Genomic DNA, 15,489 nt, shown 5'->3' with positions numbered 1-15,489 from the left:
CTTCGCCGGGGCGGTACCGTCCGATCAATGCGCCTCGTCCCAATTGTTCGCTGCGCGTGCATCGACATGCAGCGGCACCGAGAGCAGCACGGCCGGGAACGGCGCGTCCTGCATCACGTGCTGCACGACGGGGAGCGTCGCCTCGACCTCCGCGTCCGGTACCTCGAAGATCAATTCGTCATGCACCTGCAGCAGCATCTGCGCAGACAGTTTCTTCAGGACCAGGGCATCCTCCATCCGCGTCATGGCGCGGCGGATGATGTCGGCGGCGGTGCCCTGGAGCCGGGCGTTGATCGCGGCGCGCTCGTTGAAGGCGCGCACCGAGGCGTTCGAAGCCTTGATGTCGGGATAGTACATCTTCCGTCCGAACAGCGTGGTGACGTAGCCGTGGTTCCGGCAGAAGTCGCGCGTCTCGTCCATGTAGGCGCGGATGCCGGGGAAGCGTTCGAAGTATTTCTTGATGTAGGCGGAGGCCTCTTCGCGCGCGATGCCGAGCTGGTTGGCAAGGCCGAATGCCGAAATGCCGTAGATGATGCCGAAATTGATCGCCTTGGCCCGGCGCCGGATTTCGCTCGGCATGCCCTTGATCGGCACGCCGAACATTTCCGATGCCGTCATGGCGTGAATGTCCAGACCGTCGCGAAACGCCTGCTGCAGCACGGGAATGTCGGCGATCTCGGCGAGCAGCCGCAGCTCGATCTGTGAATAGTCGGCGGAGACCAGCTTGTGCCCTGGCGTTGCGATGAAGGCGCGCCGGATCTTGCGCCCGTCCTCAGTGCGCACCGGAATGTTCTGCAAATTCGGCTCGTTCGACGACAGTCGGCCCGTCGTGGTCGCGGCCAGCGCGTAGGTCGTGTGGACGCGGTGGGTCTGGGGATTGACGTAGGTCGGCAGCGCGTCGGTGTAGGTCGATTTCAGCTTAGAGACCTGGCGCCACTCCAGGATCTTCCGCGGGAGCTCGTGGCCCTGCTCGGCGAGTTCGTCGAGCACCTGAGCGGTGGTCGACCACGCGCCGGTCTTGGTCTTGGTGCCGCCCGACAGTCCCATCTTGCCGAACAGGATGTCGCCGATCTGCTTCGGGCTGCCGACATTGACCGGCTCGCCCGCGATCTGCTGGATCTCGGCTTCGACACGGGCCGCAGTCTGGGCGAAGTCGCCGGAGAGACGCGACAGCACCTGACGATCGATCGAGATGCCGCGCCGCTCCATGCGTGCGAGCACCGCGACCAGCGGGCGTTCCAGCGTCTCGTAGACCGTGGTCATGTGCTCGGCGATGAGGCGCGGCTTCAGCACGCGCCAGACGCGCAAGGTCACGTCGGCGCCTTCCGCCGACAGCGACGCGGCCTTGTCGATCGGCACCTGGTCGAACGTGATCTTGCCCTTGCCGCTGCCGAGCAGCTCGTTGTCTTTGAGCATCGCGTGACCGAACCAGCGCTCGGACAGTTGCTCCAGCGCGTGCGAGCCGCGGCCGGCATCGAGCACGTAGGAGATCAGCTGCGCATCATCGGTGTTGCGCAGTGTGATGCCGTGCTGCGCCAGCATCACCGCGGTGAATTTGACTTCGAAGCCGATCTTGAGAATGCCTGGTGATTCCAGCACCGGCCGCAACGCTTCGATCGCATCAGTGTGCTTGACCTGGTCGGGCGCGAGGCCCGCGTCGAACAGGCCGGCGCCGCCGCCGGACTGCTTGTGCGCCAGCGGCACGTAGCAGGCCTCGTTCGGCGCCAGCGCCAGCGCGATACCGCAGAGGTCGGCCTGCATCGGATCGATCGAGTTTCCCCGGATCTCGACCGCGACATGGCCGGCATCGTGAATGCGCGCGATGAACGCGTTCAATTCCGCGAGCGTCTTGATGGCCTGGTACTTGCTGCGGTCGACCGGAAGCTTGCGCAAAGCCTCTTCCCGCGCGGCGGCGAGCGAAATCGGCGCGCCCTTCGGACTCGCGGCCTTGTCCTCCTTGCTCGCCGAAGGGTTGCGCTGGCCCACCGGAACTTGCGCCGGCGCGCCGGGTCCCGGGGCCGGCACGACGTCCGAAGGCGGCAGCGGCGAGAAGACGCTGGCGCCGCTGGAATAGCCGGGATCTGCATCGACGTTGGCCGGGTCAATCTGCGAGAATTCGGCGACGCGGCGCGTCAGCGTGGAAAACTCCATCGCCTTCAGGAACGCGATCAGCTTGCGCGCATCGGGCTCGTGGACGGCGAGATCGTCCAACGGGACGTCGAGGTCGACCTTGTCGTCGAGCAATACGAGCTGCCGCGAGATGCGCGCCTTCTCGGCGTTCTCGATCAGCGCCTCGCGCCGCTTCGGCTGCTTGATTTCGGTGGCGCGGAACAGCAATTGCTCGAGATCGCCATATTCGACGATCAGCTGCGCCGCGGTCTTGATGCCGATGCCGGGCACGCCAGGAACGTTGTCGGTGGAATCGCCGGCCAGCGCCTGCACTTCCACCACCTTCTCCGGCGGCACGCCAAACTTCTCGATCACCTCGGGGATGCCAATGCGGCGGTCCTTCATGGTGTCGTACATGGTGACGCAGTCGGTGACGAGCTGCATCAGGTCCTTGTCGGAGGACACGATTGTCGCGCTTGCGCCGCGCTCGCAGGCTTGCCGTACATAGGTCGCAATCAAATCGTCGGCCTCGAAGCCCACCTGTTCCAGGCAAGGCAGGTCGAAGGCGCGCACCGCCTCGCGGATCAGCGAAAATTGCGGGATCAGATCGTCCGGGGCCGGCTGCCGGTGTGCCTTGTACTCAGGATAGATCTTGTTGCGGAAGGTGATTTCCGACTTGTCGAAAATGATCGCCAGATGGGTCGGCCGGTTGTCCTCGGGCATCTCGCGCAACAGCTTCCACAGCATGTTGCAGAAGCCGAGCACGGCATTGACCTGCAAGCCGTCGGACTTGCGGTTCATCGGCGGCAGCGCATGGTAGGCGCGGAAGATGTAGCCGGAACCGTCGACCAGGAAGACATGATCGCCCTTGCCGGCCGCCTTCGCGGCAACGGGCTTGGCAGCAGCTGTCGCAGCAGCGGGCTTGGTTTCGGCGGCCTTGGGCGCGGCAGCCTTGGTGTCAGCTTGGGCGGTGGTCTTTGGGGAGCTCTTGGGCATGGCCGCAATGTATGAATTTTTGCGGGATTTGACAGCCTTGGGAGGTGGATTTTTGGCTTGCGGATGCCGCTATCCCCACTGTCATTTCCCGCATCCCCCGCTGTCATTCCCCGCGACGGCGGGGAATCCAGTACGCTGCGGCTTCTCCGTATACGACTGCTGCCCTCTGGAATACTGGATCCCCGCCTTCGCGGGGATGACAGCAGAGTATCACTCCGCCGCCTGCAACACCGCGCTTGTCTTCTTCGGCGCGATCCAGAACGCATCGGGCCGCTCGAACAGGAAGTTGCCGCCAAGGCGCAGTGCGATCTGCCAGATTGCGAGCGAGCCGATCACGCCGGCGATGGTCACGATCAGCGACACCGCACCGATGTCGGGAATGATGCCCGTGCGCAAGAGCAGCGTCCGTGTCGCCGCCATCGGCAGGAAGAAGGCGAGATAGATCACGATCGAATGCTCGCCGCAGAAGCGGAAGACATTCAGCCATTGCACGCGCGCGAGCAGCGTGCCCATCGTGATGATGGCGCAGGCGCCGGCGAAGCCGAGCACGAGCGATACGATTTTCCATTCGCTGGCGCCGAGCGCAACGAGGCCGGCATTGACCAGCACCCATGTCGCGAGCGCTGTCAGCGCCCATGCGGGATGATTGCGCGCGCGGTCCGACAGCGCGAACACGTAGGGCGCGAACAGATAGCCCGAATAGAAATAGATGAAGCGCGCGCAGAACTCGTCGATCGCGGTCCAGCCGGTCGAAATGCGCGCCGTCTCCAGCGCGGCCGCGACGAGCCATATCGCGGGCTGCGGCATGCGCCGTGTCAGTTTTGTGACGACGAAGAAGATCGGCAGGAGGTAGATGAACCATAGCGTGCCGAACGGCTCGACGAAGGATTCCAGATATAGCAATCCGGCGTCGCGCCAGCTCGTTTCCGCTGCGAATGCGGGGGCCTTGAAGCCGAACTGGATTGTCACCCAGACGACATAGAAATAGGCGAAATGCACCATCTTGCGGTCGAGATAGGTTCGCCAGTCCCGGTCGATCACCAGTGACAGGAACAGACCCGAAATCAGGAAGAAATCCGGCATCCGGAATGGCTTCGCGAAGGCCACCAAAACATGCATGAAACCGGTCTCGCCGGCGGCAAGCTCGACCCCCAGCACCGAATGCATCATCACGACCATGACGATGCAGATGCCCTTGGCGTAATCGACCCAATCGACGCGCGCAGCAGCCGGGGCCTTGAGTCCCCCGCTCGCGGCGATTGTGCCTGATGGTGCCATGGTGTCTCTTTTCGAGGCGTGTTCCGCCAGCATCTGTGTGAACGCGGAGCAGTTTGCCGCCTTGCGGCTTACGATTTCTTTACTGGTACAATTGCTGTGCCGTTTTTTGCACGCGGGCTGTTCCCTCACCCCGGGAAAATGCTAAACCGCCGTGGAATTGGGGTTTTGTTAACCAAGCCAAACAGGGTTTTTCATGCGCATTGCTATGATCGGCACGGGCTATGTGGGACTGGTGTCCGGAGCCTGCTTTGCGGATTTCGGCCACGACGTCATCTGCGTCGACAAGGACGAGAAGAAGATCGCGGCCCTTCATCGCGGCGAGATCCCGATCTACGAGCCTGGGCTCGACGAGCTGGTGGCGACCAACGTCAAGGCCAAGCGGCTGGAGTTCACCACCGATTTGTCCAAGCCGGTTGCGGATGCCGATGCTGTCTTCATCGCGGTCGGCACGCCGTCGCGCCGCGGCGACGGCCATGCTGATCTGTCCTACGTCTATGCCGCTGCGAAAGAGATCGCGCAGTCGCTGTCCGGCTTCACCGTCGTCGTGACCAAGTCGACCGTTCCGGTCGGCACCGGCGACGAGGTCGAGCGCATCATCGGCGAGACCAATCCCAAAGCCGACGTCGTCGTCGCCTCGAATCCCGAATTCCTGCGCGAGGGCGCGGCGATCCGCGACTTCAAATTCCCCGACCGCATCGTCGTCGGCACCTCCGACGAGCGCGGCCGCAAGGTGATGAGCGATATCTATCGTCCGCTGTCGCTGAACCAGGCGCCGCTGATGTTCACGGAACGCCGCACCGCCGAGATGATCAAATACGCCGCCAACGCCTTCCTCGCGACCAAGATCACCTTCATCAACGAGATCGCGGACCTCTCCGAAAAGGTCGGCGCCAACGTGCAGGAGGTCGCGCGCGGCATTGGCCTGGACAACCGCATCGGCACCAAGTTCCTGCACGCCGGTCCGGGCTTCGGCGGCTCCTGCTTCCCAAAGGACACCAAGGCGCTGATCAAGATCGCGCAGGACTACGACGTGAGCTTGCGCATCGTCGAATCCGTGCTCGCGGTCAACGAGAACCGCAAGCGGGCGATGGCGCGAAAAGTGAGCCAGGCGCTCGGCGGTTCGCTGCGCGGCAAGACCATCGCCGTGCTCGGGCTCACCTTCAAGCCCGACACCGACGACATGCGCGACGCGCCGTCGATCCCGCTGGTGACCGGCCTGATCGACATGGGCGCGAAGGTGAAGGCCTTCGATCCCGTCGGCATGGAGCAGGCGAAGACTGAGCTGCCCAGCATCACTTATTGCGAAGACGCCTATTCCTGCGCGGAAGGCGCCGATGCGATCGTGATCGTCACCGAATGGGTGCAGTTCCGTGCGCTCGACCTCGACCGGCTGAAGGCAACCATGGCACAGCCCGTCATTGTCGACTTGCGCAACATCTACCGCCCCGAGGAGATGGCTGCGGCCGGCTTCGTCTATGAGAGTGTTGGACGGCCGCCGGTGCAGGGCTAGCGATCCGACCTCGCAACGATTCCGTCATGGCCGGGCTTGTCCCGGCCATCCACGTCTGTTTTCTAGTGTGACGACGTGGATGCCCGGCGACTTCCGTGCGAAGACGCGCTTCGCGCTTTTTGCTCGGGCGTGACGAATGGACAGGCCTTGCCCCTCAGTTTCGACACGCCCCTCCCGATCGATGCCGTGCTCGACGACCTCTCGCGCACGCTGGAGGCGCATCATGCCGCCGTGCTGGTGGCCCCTCCTGGCGCCGGCAAGACCACGCGCGTGCCACTGGCGCTGCTCGATGCCCCCTGGGCCAAAGGCAAGAAGATCATCGTGCTGGAGCCGCGGCGCATCGCGGCGCGCGCCAGCGCCGACCGCATGGCCAAATCACTCGGCGAACGCGCCGGCGAGACTGTCGGCTATCGCGTCCGCTTCGGCTCGAAGATCTCGCGCGCGACCCGCATCGAGGTGGTGACGGAGGGCATCTTCACCCGCCAGATTCTCGACGATCCCGAACTGTCGGGCATCGCCGCCGTGCTGTTCGACGAATTCCACGAGCGCTCGCTCGATGCCGACATGGGCCTGGCGCTGGCGCGCGACGCGCAGCTGGGCTTGCGCGAGGATTTGCGCATCCTCGTGATGTCGGCAACGCTCGATGGCGCCCGCGTGGCAAAATTGCTGGGCGAAGCGCCCGTCGTCGAAAGCGAGGGCCGCGCCTTTCCGGTCGAGACGCGCTATCTCGGCCGCAAGGCTGACGCGCCGATCGAGCGGCAGATGGCGGATGCGATCGCCTCGGCGCTGCGGGCCGATGCCGGCTCGGTGCTGGCGTTCCTGCCGGGCGCCGCCGAAATCCGCCGCACCCAGAATTTCCTCGCCGAACGCATACACGATTCCAGCATTGAAATCGTGCCGCTGTTTGGCGCGCTCGACGCCGCCGTGCAGGATCGTGCCATCTCGCCGGCGCCCAAGGGCACGCGCAAGGTGGTGCTGGCGACCTCGATCGCGGAGACCTCGCTCACCATCGAGGGCGTGCGCATCGTGGTCGATTCCGGTCTCGCCCGCGTGCCGCGCTACGAGCCCGACATCGGCTTGACCCGGCTCGAGACCGTGCGCGTCTCCCGCGCGGCGGCGGACCAGCGCCGCGGCCGCGCCGGCCGCACCGAGCCCGGTGTCTGCTACCGGCTCTGGGACGAACCTCAGACAGCCTCGCTAGCGCCCTACACCCAGCCCGAGATCCTCAGCGCCGATCTGTCCTCGCTGGTGCTCGATCTCGCGCAATGGGGCGTCGCCGATCCTGCCGCGCTGTCGTTTCTCGACCCGCCGCCGCAGCCGGCCTGGAAGGAAGCAAAAAGCCTGCTCTCCGAGCTCAACGCGCTCGATGGCGATGGCCGCATCACCGCGGAGGGCAAGAGCCTGCGCGCGCTGGCGCTGCCGCCGCGGCTCGCGCGCATGATCGTGGATTCGCACCGTGCCGGCGAAGGCGAGGCCGCCGCCGAGATCGCGGCCATCATCACCGAGCGCGGGCTCGGCGGCGACAGCGTCGATCTCGAGCACCGGCGCGATCAGTTCCGCCGCGACCGTTCCCCGCGTGCCGCAAGCGCGCGCGACCTCGCCCGGCGCTGGGCTTCGCAGGTGGCGGCGTCAGAGAAGGCGGCGACCGCAGAAGGTGACCTCTCGACCGGCCTGATGCTCGCCTACGCCTTCCCGGATCGCGTCGCGCGCAACCGCGGCAATGGCAGCTTCGTGCTCGCCAACGGCCGGGGTGCTGCGGTGGATCAGACCTCGTCGCTCGCGCGCACGCCTTATATCGCGGTCGGCGAGATGACCGGCACGGCGGCGAGCGGGCGCATTCTGCTCGCGGCGCAAATCTCGCAGGACGAGATCGAGCGGCATTTCGCCGAGCATATCGAATCCGTCGAGGAGATCTCGTTCGATCGCGGCGCGATGGCGCTGCGGGCGCGGCGCAAGCGCGCGCTGCACGCGATCACGCTCTCCGAGGCGACGCTCGCCGTGTCGCCCTCGGGGGACACTGCGCGCATCTTCGCCGACGGGTTGATCGCCGCCGGACTCGACCGGCTGCCCTGGTCGAAGGTAGCCAAACAATGGCGCGATCGCGTGATGTTTTTGCGCAGGGCCGAAGGCGACAGCTGGCCCGATCTCTCGGACGACGGATTGATCGCGCGGCGCGACGATTGGCTGGTGCCGGCGCTCTACGACATGATCGCGCTGAAGGATATTTCCGCCGGCGATCTCTCCGACGCGTTGATGGCTTTGTTGCCGTGGGAGATGCGCGCGCGGCTCGACCGCGAGGCGCCGACGCATTTCGAGGCCCCGACCGGCAGCGTGCTCGCGATCGACTATGAAGCCGAGCAGGGGCCGACCATCGCGGTGCGGCTGCAGGAATTGTTCGGCCTCAACACCCATCCCTCGATCGCCGCCGGCAAGGTGCCGCTGGTGCTGGAACTGCTGTCGCCGGCGCAGCGCCCGGTGCAGGTGACGCGCGATCTCCCCGGTTTCTGGCGCGGCAGCTACAGTGCCGTGCGGTCCGATTTGCGCGGCCGCTACCCGCGCCATCCCTGGCCGGAAGATCCGGCGAATGCGCTGCCGACCCGGCGGGTCAAGCCGCGCGGGACGTGAGGCGCAAGAAGACCCTCATGGTGGGGAGCGCGGCCCGCCCTTCACGGGCATCCTTCGAGACCCGCTCCTATGGAGCGCTCGTTAATCCAAGCACGGCACCGACCTCTAGCTGCCGCCGGAGTGGGGCTGTTTATCGCGGTAAATGGCGGCTCTGAGTTCGTCAATGAGTTATCATTTATGCGCTGCGGAGGCGCTCCGAACGAGCAAAAGCGTCACAAGCTCTCAGGATGAGGGTCTCACAAAATTGCATTCTGCCCGGAAATCGCTATTTTCCGCGGCCCGGAGGCCCCTTAGATGTCTGTTATCGATCTTGCCGCGAATCCGAGCGATCTGCGTGCGCTCGCCGAACAGTCCAACGCCTGGCCGTTCGAGCAGGCGAAGGCCATTGTCGCGCGGCTGAAGAAAAGCCCGAAGGACGAGGTGCTGTTCGAGACCGGCTACGGGCCATCAGGCCTGCCGCATATCGGCACCTTCGGCGAGGTCGCGCGCACCTCGATGGTGCGGCACGCTTTTCATGTGCTGACCGAGAACAAGATCAAGACCCGCCTGCTCGCGTTCTCCGACGACATGGACGGGTTTCGGAAAGTGCCCGACAACGTCCCCAACAAGGAGATGCTGGCCGCGCATCTCGGCAAGCCGCTGACGCGGGTGCCGGATCCGTTCTCCAACGAATACCCGTCGTTCGGGCACCACAACAATGCGCGGCTGCGCGCCTTCCTCGATCATTTCGGCTTCGACTACGAATTCGCGAGCTCGACCGACTATTACACGTCCGGCCGTTTCGACGCGACGCTGCTCAAAATGCTCGCGGCCTACGACAAGGTGATGGCGATCATCCTGCCGACGCTCGGTCCCGACCGCCGCGCGACCTATTCGCCGTTCCTCCCCATCAGCAAGACCACGGGTGTCGTGCTGCAGGTGCCGATGATCCGCCGCGACGTTGCGGCCGGCACGGTGACCTACCTCGATCCCGATACCAACCAGGAAGTCGAGACGCCGGTCACCGGCGGCAACGTCAAGTGCCAATGGAAGGCCGATTGGGCGATGCGCTGGGTCGCGCTCGGCGTCGATTACGAGATGGCCGGCAAGGACCTGATCGACTCGGTCAAACTCTCCGGCGCGATCGCCAGGGCGCTCGGCGCCACGCCGCCGGAGGGCTTCAACTACGAGCTCTTCCTCGATGACAAGGGCCAGAAGATCTCGAAGTCGAAGGGCAATGGGCTGACCATCGACGAATGGCTGCGCTACGCCTCGCCGGAATCGCTGTCGCTGTTCATGTATCGCGAGCCGAAGGCGGCCAAGCGGCTGTATTTCGACGTCATCCCGCGCAATGTCGACGACTACCAGCAGTTCATCGACGGCTTTGCGAAGCAGGACGCCAGGCAGCAGCTCGGCAATCCGGTCTGGCATGTCCACAATGGCCATCCGCCGAAGTTCGACATGCCCGTCACGTTCCAGCTCCTGCTGACGCTGGTGTCGTCGTCGAATGCGGAGAATGCCGAGACACTGTGGGGTTTCATTGGTCGCTACCGACCCGGTGTGAGCCCGCAGACGCATCCCAAGCTCGACGCGATGGTCGGCTATGCCATCAACTATTATCGCGACTTCGTCGCGCCGACGAAGACGTTCCGCGAACCGACCGAGACCGAGCGCGCGGCGCTGCAGGATTTGCGGGATGCATTATCGCAGCTTCCGCAGGACGCCTCGGCCGAGGACATCCAGAACGTCGTCTACGAGATCGGCCGCCGCGAGCCGTTCCTCGACCAGGTCAAGAAGGGCAAGGACGGCCGTCCGGGCGTGACGCTCGACTGGTTCAACATGCTCTACCAGGTGCTGCTCGGCCAGGAAAAGGGCCCGCGCTTCGGCTCCTTTGTCGCGGTGTATGGCGTGCAGAACGCGGTCAACATGATCGACGGCGCGCTGGCGCGGAGTGCGTGAGGGCTACGGAACTGAGTTGTGGCGCGACCTATCTCCCCGATTCGTCCTGGCGAAAGCCAGGACCCATAGCCACCGCCGGATGTGGTTACGGAGACTCGGAGTGGCCAATTGGTGCCACAACTTCTCCCGAGGTAATGGGTCCTGGCTTTCGCCAGGACGACACCGAGGCCTCACTGGCTTGCCCACACGATCCGCGCGATCCACACCACCTCGCTCGCCGCCATCCTGCGTTCGGCCTGCGTCGCATCGAGCGGCTGCAAATCCAGAGCCTTTGCGGTGCGGCGCTTCAGCGTCGCCACCGTCAGCTCGCCCGCGTTGGTCTTCACCACCACGCGATCGCCTTTGTGGATCGGCGCGCCGGGCGCGACCAGGATGATGTCGCCGTCGCGATAGGCGGGCGCAAGCGCTTCGCCGGACATCTGCAGCGCGAAGCTATGGTTGCCCTCGAAGGCGGGAAGGGCAAATTCGGTCCAGCCCTTGCCGACGGGAAAGCCGGACTCGTCGAAGGCGCCGCTCGCGCCCGCCAGTGCGAAGCCGAGCAGCGGCACCGAACGGCCGCCGCCTGCCTCGTCGCCGACCAGCCTGGCAAAAATGTCGATCGACGAATCTGCCGCCGCCAGCGCTTTCGCGATCGATTCGGTCGAGGGCCAGCGCTCGCGGCCGTCGGAGGTAACGCGCTTGGACTTGTTGAAGGTGGTGGGATCGAGCCCGGCGCGCTTGGCGAGGCCGGACGGCGACAGGCCGGCACGCGCCGCCAGCCGATCCAGCGCGCCCCAGATCTGGTCGTGGGTGAGCATCCTCTGCGCTTTGGCCTGCCTGACCATGGAAGGTCCAGCCCGTCGCAACTCAGGAAAACTATCCTCAAATCAATCGGTTTTCCGTTTTCGGTGCAAGAGGCGGCGTCTAAGTCTTGAGTTCGGCAGGGGTGGCCTTTACGGTCCCGCCCGGGATTTAACGACCCACGAGAGACGAAAATCCCCAGGAGACTCAAAGAGCTGTCTCCCCGGGCAAACAGGGCTGCGTAAGCGGTGGTCAAGATCTACAAAATCTGTCCGGCCTCGGCCTGGCGCGAGGCGGAACGGCAGGGCGTTTATCGCGGCAGCGCGGACGATTCGCGCGACGGATTCATCCATTTCTCGACCGCCGCCCAGGTTCCCGAGACCCTGCAGAAGCATTATGTCGGGCAGCGCGCGCTGTTCCTGGTCGAGGTCGACGGCGATGCGCTCGGCAGCGCGTTGCGCTGGGAGCGCTCGCGCAATGAGGAGCTGTTTCCGCATCTCTATGGCGAGCTCGATCTCGGCGCGGTGATGGCTGTGATGAACCTCAACACGCGCTCCGACGGCGGCCACGATGTTCCGGAGCTTGCCCCGTGATCCGCGCTTTCGACGCTCTCTCGCTGCCGGTGCTGCGTTGGCTCGATCCGGAGGATGCGCATCGCCTCGCGATCCAGGGCCTGCGCTTCCTGCCGCCGGGCAAGCCGCACGCTGACGATCCCAAGCTTGCGGTGCGTGCGTTCGGGCTCAACTTCCCCAATCCGATCGGCATGGCCGCGGGCTTCGACAAGAGCGCCGAAGTGCCGGATGCGCTGCTGCGGCTCGGCTTCGGCTTCGTCGAGATCGGCTCGGTGACGCCGAAGCCGCAAAGCGGCAATCCGCGACCGCGGCTGTTTCGTCTGGAGCGCGACGAGGCCGTGATCAACCGCATGGGCTTCAACAATGACGGTGCGGAGACAGCCCTGCGCCGGCTTGCGGCGCGCGCGCAGCACGGCGGCATCGTCGGCGTCAATGTCGGCGCCAACAAGGATTCGCCCGATCGGGTCAATGATTACGTCAAGCTGATCGAGACCTTTGCGCCGGTCGCGAGCTATTTCACCGTCAACGTCTCCTCGCCGAACACGCCGGGCCTGCGCAATCTGCAGGAAGGCGCGCTGCTCGACGATCTCCTCGCCAGGGTGATCGACGCGCGCCAGCGGGTGCGCGAGAGCGCCGGCGACACGCCGGTGCTGCTCAAGATCGCGCCGGATTTGAGCCTCGCCCAGCTCGACGACGTCGTGCAGGTCGCGCGCTCGCGCCGGGTCGATGGCATGATCGTATCGAACACCACGATCGCGCGGCCGAGTACGCTGCGCGAGGAGATGCGCGCCAAGGAGCAGGGCGGCCTGTCCGGCCGGCCGCTGTTCCGGCTGTCGACGCGGATGGTCGCGGAGACCTATGTGCGCGTCGAGGGCGCATTCCCCCTGATCGGTGTCGGGGGGGTGGACTCGGGCGGCGCCGCGCTGACGAAGATCCGCGCCGGCGCGAGCCTGATCCAGCTCTATTCGTCGCTGGTCTACAAGGGCCTCGGCATCGTCGACGAGATCAAGCGTGACCTCGCCTCGACCCTATTGCGGACGGGGCGGGATTCTCTCTCCGAGATCGTCGGCTCCGACGCCGCCACGCTGACGGCGGAAGACTGGCCGGGGATGTAGGCGGTCTCGTGCCCCGAGCGCAGCGCAGCACGTTAGTGATGCACTGCTGAACCGGGGCCCACGCTCGCGGCATTCTGGGTCCCGGCTCCGCGCAGCAGCGTTTCACCCTGCAGCGTGTCCGGGACACGAGAGCTACGACCTCGAAAACGTCTTCCTGTACAGCGCCGGATAGCGCGCGGCCTGCAAGCCGCCGCGCGAGACGTAGGAGGCGATCAGCGCGCTCCACAGCCCGGCATTGCCGAACGATTGCAGCGCCCAACATGTGGCGAGGAAGATCGCGAGCGAGGCCAGCATCAGATTGCGCATCTCACGCGCCCAGGTCGCGCCGATATAGATGCCGTCGAAGCCGAAGGCGAACACGCCGGGAATCGGCGCGAGCACGACGAACGGCAGGAATTCCCGCGCGCCGCGACGGACGCTTTCGCTCGCCGTCATGAAATCGATTAAGTTCGGCCCGAATACCGCGAATAGCGCGGACACGACCAGCGCGAAGCCGAGCCCCCATAGCAGCACCAGCCGGGTCGAATCAGCAAATCCCCTGGCGTCGCGTGCGCCGAGCGTACGGCCGCAAAGCTGCTGGGCTGCGTTCGCTAGACCATCGAGAAAGAAGGCGCTGACCAGCAGAAAATTGTTGAGCACGGAATTCGCGGCCAGCGTGACGTCGCCGGCCCGCGCGCCCTTGGCGGTGAAGAACAAGAACACGGCGATCAGCGCCGCGGTACGGATCAGGATGTCGGAATTCACGGCCAGCAGCCGCATCAGCTTGGCCCGGTCGAACAGCTCTGCGTACGGCACCGCGAACCCACCGTCCGCATAGCGGCGGCAGACGATCATGCCGAGGCCGAATCCGGCCGCTTCAGACAGCAGCGCTGCGATCGCAGCACCTGCGATCCCGGTGTCGTAGACCAGCACCAGCAGGATCGTCGCCGCCGCGTTGACGAGATTGATGACGATTTGGAGCGCGAGCGCCGGGTTGGCGCGAGCCTGGCCGACCAGCCAGCCCAGGATAACATAATTGACGAGCGCCAGCGGCGCCGACCAGATCCGGATCACGAAGTAGGTTTTCGCCGCGCGCGTGACGCCTTCGCTGCCGCCCATCAGGTCGAACAGCACGGTGGCCAGCGGCAGTTGCAGCGCGATCAGTGCTACGCCGATCAAGCCGGCGACGATGAAGCCGCGCACCAGGATCGCGGTCAGCTCGCGCGTCTCGCCGGCGCCGAGCGCCTGCGCCGTGAAGGCGAGCGTGCTCATGCGCAGGAAACCGAACAGCCAGAACAGGCAATCGAAGATGACGGACGCGATGGCGACGCCGCCGAGCAGCGCGGCGTCGTCCAGCAGTCCGATCGCGGTGGTCGAGACCACGCCGATCAGTGGCGTGGTGAGGTTGGCGACCATCGCCGGGCCTGCGATGGCGAAGACCTGACGGGAACCGATCTTCAAGTGAACGGGTGCGTGCATGTCAGAACACGAGCACCATGCCGTCTTCGGCGGCGAGATGGGCGATGTCGTCGAGGCGCGACAGCACGTCTTCGCTCATATGGGTGAGCACGAGGCGTTTTGCGCCGATTTCGGGAAGGTGCTGTTCCAAGGTCGTCAGGCTGAGGTGATTCTTGACCACCTTCTCGTACATATAGGCTTCGGCGATGAAAAGGTCGGCGCCATGCGCCAGCGGAATGAGCGTCTCCGTCCATTCGGTATCGGCGCTGTAGGCCAGCGTGCGACCCTCGGCTTCGACGCGATAAGCGAGGAACGGTCCACCGGATTCGCCGTGCACGACGGGATAGGGCGTCACCGTCACCGCGCCGAAGCTTTGGCTCTGCTCGGGCGCGAGCTCGACGACGGACAGCTCGAAGCGCTGTTTCGTCTTCGAGGAGTGCTCGAACAGAGCCTCCATCACCTCACGCAGCCGCGTCTCGATGCCTTTGGGGCCGGCGATCGTGAGCGGCCGCGTCCGCCGCGAGAATTGTGCGTCGAGCAGGACAAACGGCAGCCCGGCAAAATGGTCGCCGTGGAAATGCGTGATCAGGATGAGATCGATCTCATTGCGGTCGATCTCCAGCCGCTTCAGTGCCGGCAAAGCCGACGCGCCGCAATCGATCAGGAAGTTGGCTTCGCGCCCCGAGACGTGGAAGCAGGTATTGAGCCTGCCGCCGGATCCGAAGGCGTCGCCGCAGCCGACAAAGCGCAATTGCATCGGCCGCCAGCTCCAAATCCTTTACCTGCGTGGCGCGCCGAAAACGCGCATCAGCAGCCAGATCGGAATCACGATGACAGCGCCGAGCAGGAAGTAGCGCCACAGCCAGTTCACGGTATCGAAGCCGAGATCCCACAAACGCTGGAACAGAAGACGAATGCTTAAGATGATATTCCAGGGGTCGAAGCCGATCGCCGCCAGCACGACGCCGACGAGGATCGAGAGCAGCACCAGGCGAAACGCGACCGCCAGCGGCGAGCCGCCGAGAAAGCGGTGCAGGCCGTCACTGCGGCCGGCCGGCAAATCTCTGACGTCGTGGGCCATCTCAAACTCCTCAGGGGATTCGACCTATCATAGGGCAAGGCGGGGACA

The 15,489-nt window shown here is 65.1% G+C and carries 11 protein-coding genes; 5 read left to right on the top strand and 6 right to left on the bottom strand.

Translation table 11 applies throughout. The features are described from left to right. Positions 1-24: 24 nt before the first annotated feature. Together polA and IVB54_RS36805 are read right to left on the bottom strand one after the other, a co-directional pair. Complete coding sequence (gene polA, locus IVB54_RS36810; RefSeq protein ID WP_018460043.1) at positions 25-3,105, bottom strand: DNA polymerase I; 3,081 nt, start codon at positions 3,103-3,105, stop codon at positions 25-27. Between the two features lie 210 nt (positions 3,106-3,315). Further along, entirely contained in the window at positions 3,316-4,383 is a 1,068-nt protein-coding gene (locus IVB54_RS36805; RefSeq protein WP_026233930.1) for an acyltransferase family protein, read from the bottom strand. Positions 4,384-4,576: 193 nt separating this feature from the next. Between IVB54_RS36805 and IVB54_RS36800 the strand changes: the two genes are divergently transcribed. From IVB54_RS36800 to IVB54_RS36790, 3 genes are all read left to right on the top strand, one after another. Further along, positions 4,577-5,893 (top strand): UDP-glucose/GDP-mannose dehydrogenase family protein, encoded by a 1,317-nt coding sequence (locus IVB54_RS36800; RefSeq protein WP_018460041.1) that lies wholly within the window; start codon positions 4,577-4,579, stop codon positions 5,891-5,893. Between the two features lie 147 nt (positions 5,894-6,040). Further along, positions 6,041-8,518, top strand: coding sequence for an ATP-dependent helicase HrpB (gene hrpB / locus IVB54_RS36795; RefSeq protein WP_026233929.1), 2,478 nt, complete (start codon positions 6,041-6,043; stop codon positions 8,516-8,518). Positions 8,519-8,812: 294 nt separating this feature from the next. Beyond that, the gene (locus tag IVB54_RS36790; RefSeq protein ID WP_018460039.1) at positions 8,813-10,456 is read left to right on the top strand and encodes a lysine--tRNA ligase; all 1,644 of its coding nucleotides are present in this window, start codon (positions 8,813-8,815) and stop codon (positions 10,454-10,456) included. Between the two features lie 170 nt (positions 10,457-10,626). Here IVB54_RS36790 and IVB54_RS36785 read toward each other — a convergent pair whose 3' ends face one another. Further along, on the bottom strand, positions 10,627-11,280 hold the full coding sequence (locus tag IVB54_RS36785) for a helix-turn-helix transcriptional regulator (protein ID WP_018460038.1): 654 nt from the start codon (positions 11,278-11,280) through the stop codon (positions 10,627-10,629). Between the two features lie 204 nt (positions 11,281-11,484). On the opposite strand from IVB54_RS36785, the gene IVB54_RS36780 reads away from it, so the two are divergent. Next, positions 11,485-11,829 (top strand): DUF952 domain-containing protein, encoded by a 345-nt coding sequence (locus tag IVB54_RS36780; RefSeq protein WP_018460037.1) that lies wholly within the window; start codon positions 11,485-11,487, stop codon positions 11,827-11,829. Then, entirely contained in the window at positions 11,826-12,923 is a 1,098-nt protein-coding gene (locus tag IVB54_RS36775; protein WP_018460036.1) for a quinone-dependent dihydroorotate dehydrogenase, read from the top strand. Before IVB54_RS36780 ends, IVB54_RS36775 begins: the two co-directional genes overlap by 4 nt. A 132-nt stretch (positions 12,924-13,055) precedes the next feature. Here IVB54_RS36775 and IVB54_RS36770 read toward each other — a convergent pair whose 3' ends face one another. Genes IVB54_RS36770 through IVB54_RS36760 form a run of 3 tightly spaced genes read right to left on the bottom strand, consistent with a single transcriptional unit; the run spans position 13,056 to position 15,441 of the window. Beyond that, positions 13,056-14,381 (bottom strand): MATE family efflux transporter, encoded by a 1,326-nt coding sequence (locus tag IVB54_RS36770; RefSeq protein ID WP_247776976.1) that lies wholly within the window; start codon positions 14,379-14,381, stop codon positions 13,056-13,058. Position 14,382: 1 nt separating this feature from the next. Further along, entirely contained in the window at positions 14,383-15,117 is a 735-nt protein-coding gene (locus tag IVB54_RS36765) for an MBL fold metallo-hydrolase (protein ID WP_018460034.1), read from the bottom strand. 21 nt (positions 15,118-15,138) lie between these two features. Then, complete coding sequence (locus IVB54_RS36760) at positions 15,139-15,441, bottom strand: DUF6460 domain-containing protein (RefSeq protein WP_018460033.1); 303 nt, start codon at positions 15,439-15,441, stop codon at positions 15,139-15,141. Positions 15,442-15,489: the final 48 nt, after the last annotated feature.

This window comes from Bradyrhizobium sp. CW1 (assembly GCF_023100665.1).
GTDB lineage: Bacteria > Pseudomonadota > Alphaproteobacteria > Rhizobiales > Xanthobacteraceae > Bradyrhizobium > Bradyrhizobium canariense_D.
Note: the sequence above shows the minus strand (reverse complement) of the source record. Positions and strands in the feature narration are given on the sequence as shown.

Bases quoted from the DNA above. Each gene is read 5' to 3' on its own strand.
- IVB54_RS36765 (WP_018460034.1), bottom strand. From the start codon at position 15,117: ATGCAATTGCGCTTTGTCGGCTGCGGCGACGCCTTCGGATCCGGCGGC.
- IVB54_RS36770 (WP_247776976.1), bottom strand. From the start codon at position 14,381: ATGCACGCACCCGTTCACTTGAAGATCGGTTCCCGTCAGGTCTTCGCC.
- IVB54_RS36760 (WP_018460033.1), bottom strand. From the start codon at position 15,441: ATGGCCCACGACGTCAGAGATTTGCCGGCCGGCCGCAGTGACGGCCTG.
- IVB54_RS36790 (WP_018460039.1), top strand. From the start codon at position 8,813: ATGTCTGTTATCGATCTTGCCGCGAATCCGAGCGATCTGCGTGCGCTC.
- IVB54_RS36805 (WP_026233930.1), bottom strand. From the start codon at position 4,383: ATGGCACCATCAGGCACAATCGCCGCGAGCGGGGGACTCAAGGCCCCG.
- IVB54_RS36785 (WP_018460038.1), bottom strand. From the start codon at position 11,280: ATGGTCAGGCAGGCCAAAGCGCAGAGGATGCTCACCCACGACCAGATC.
- polA (WP_018460043.1), bottom strand. From the start codon at position 3,105: ATGCCCAAGAGCTCCCCAAAGACCACCGCCCAAGCTGACACCAAGGCT.
- IVB54_RS36800 (WP_018460041.1), top strand. From the start codon at position 4,577: ATGCGCATTGCTATGATCGGCACGGGCTATGTGGGACTGGTGTCCGGA.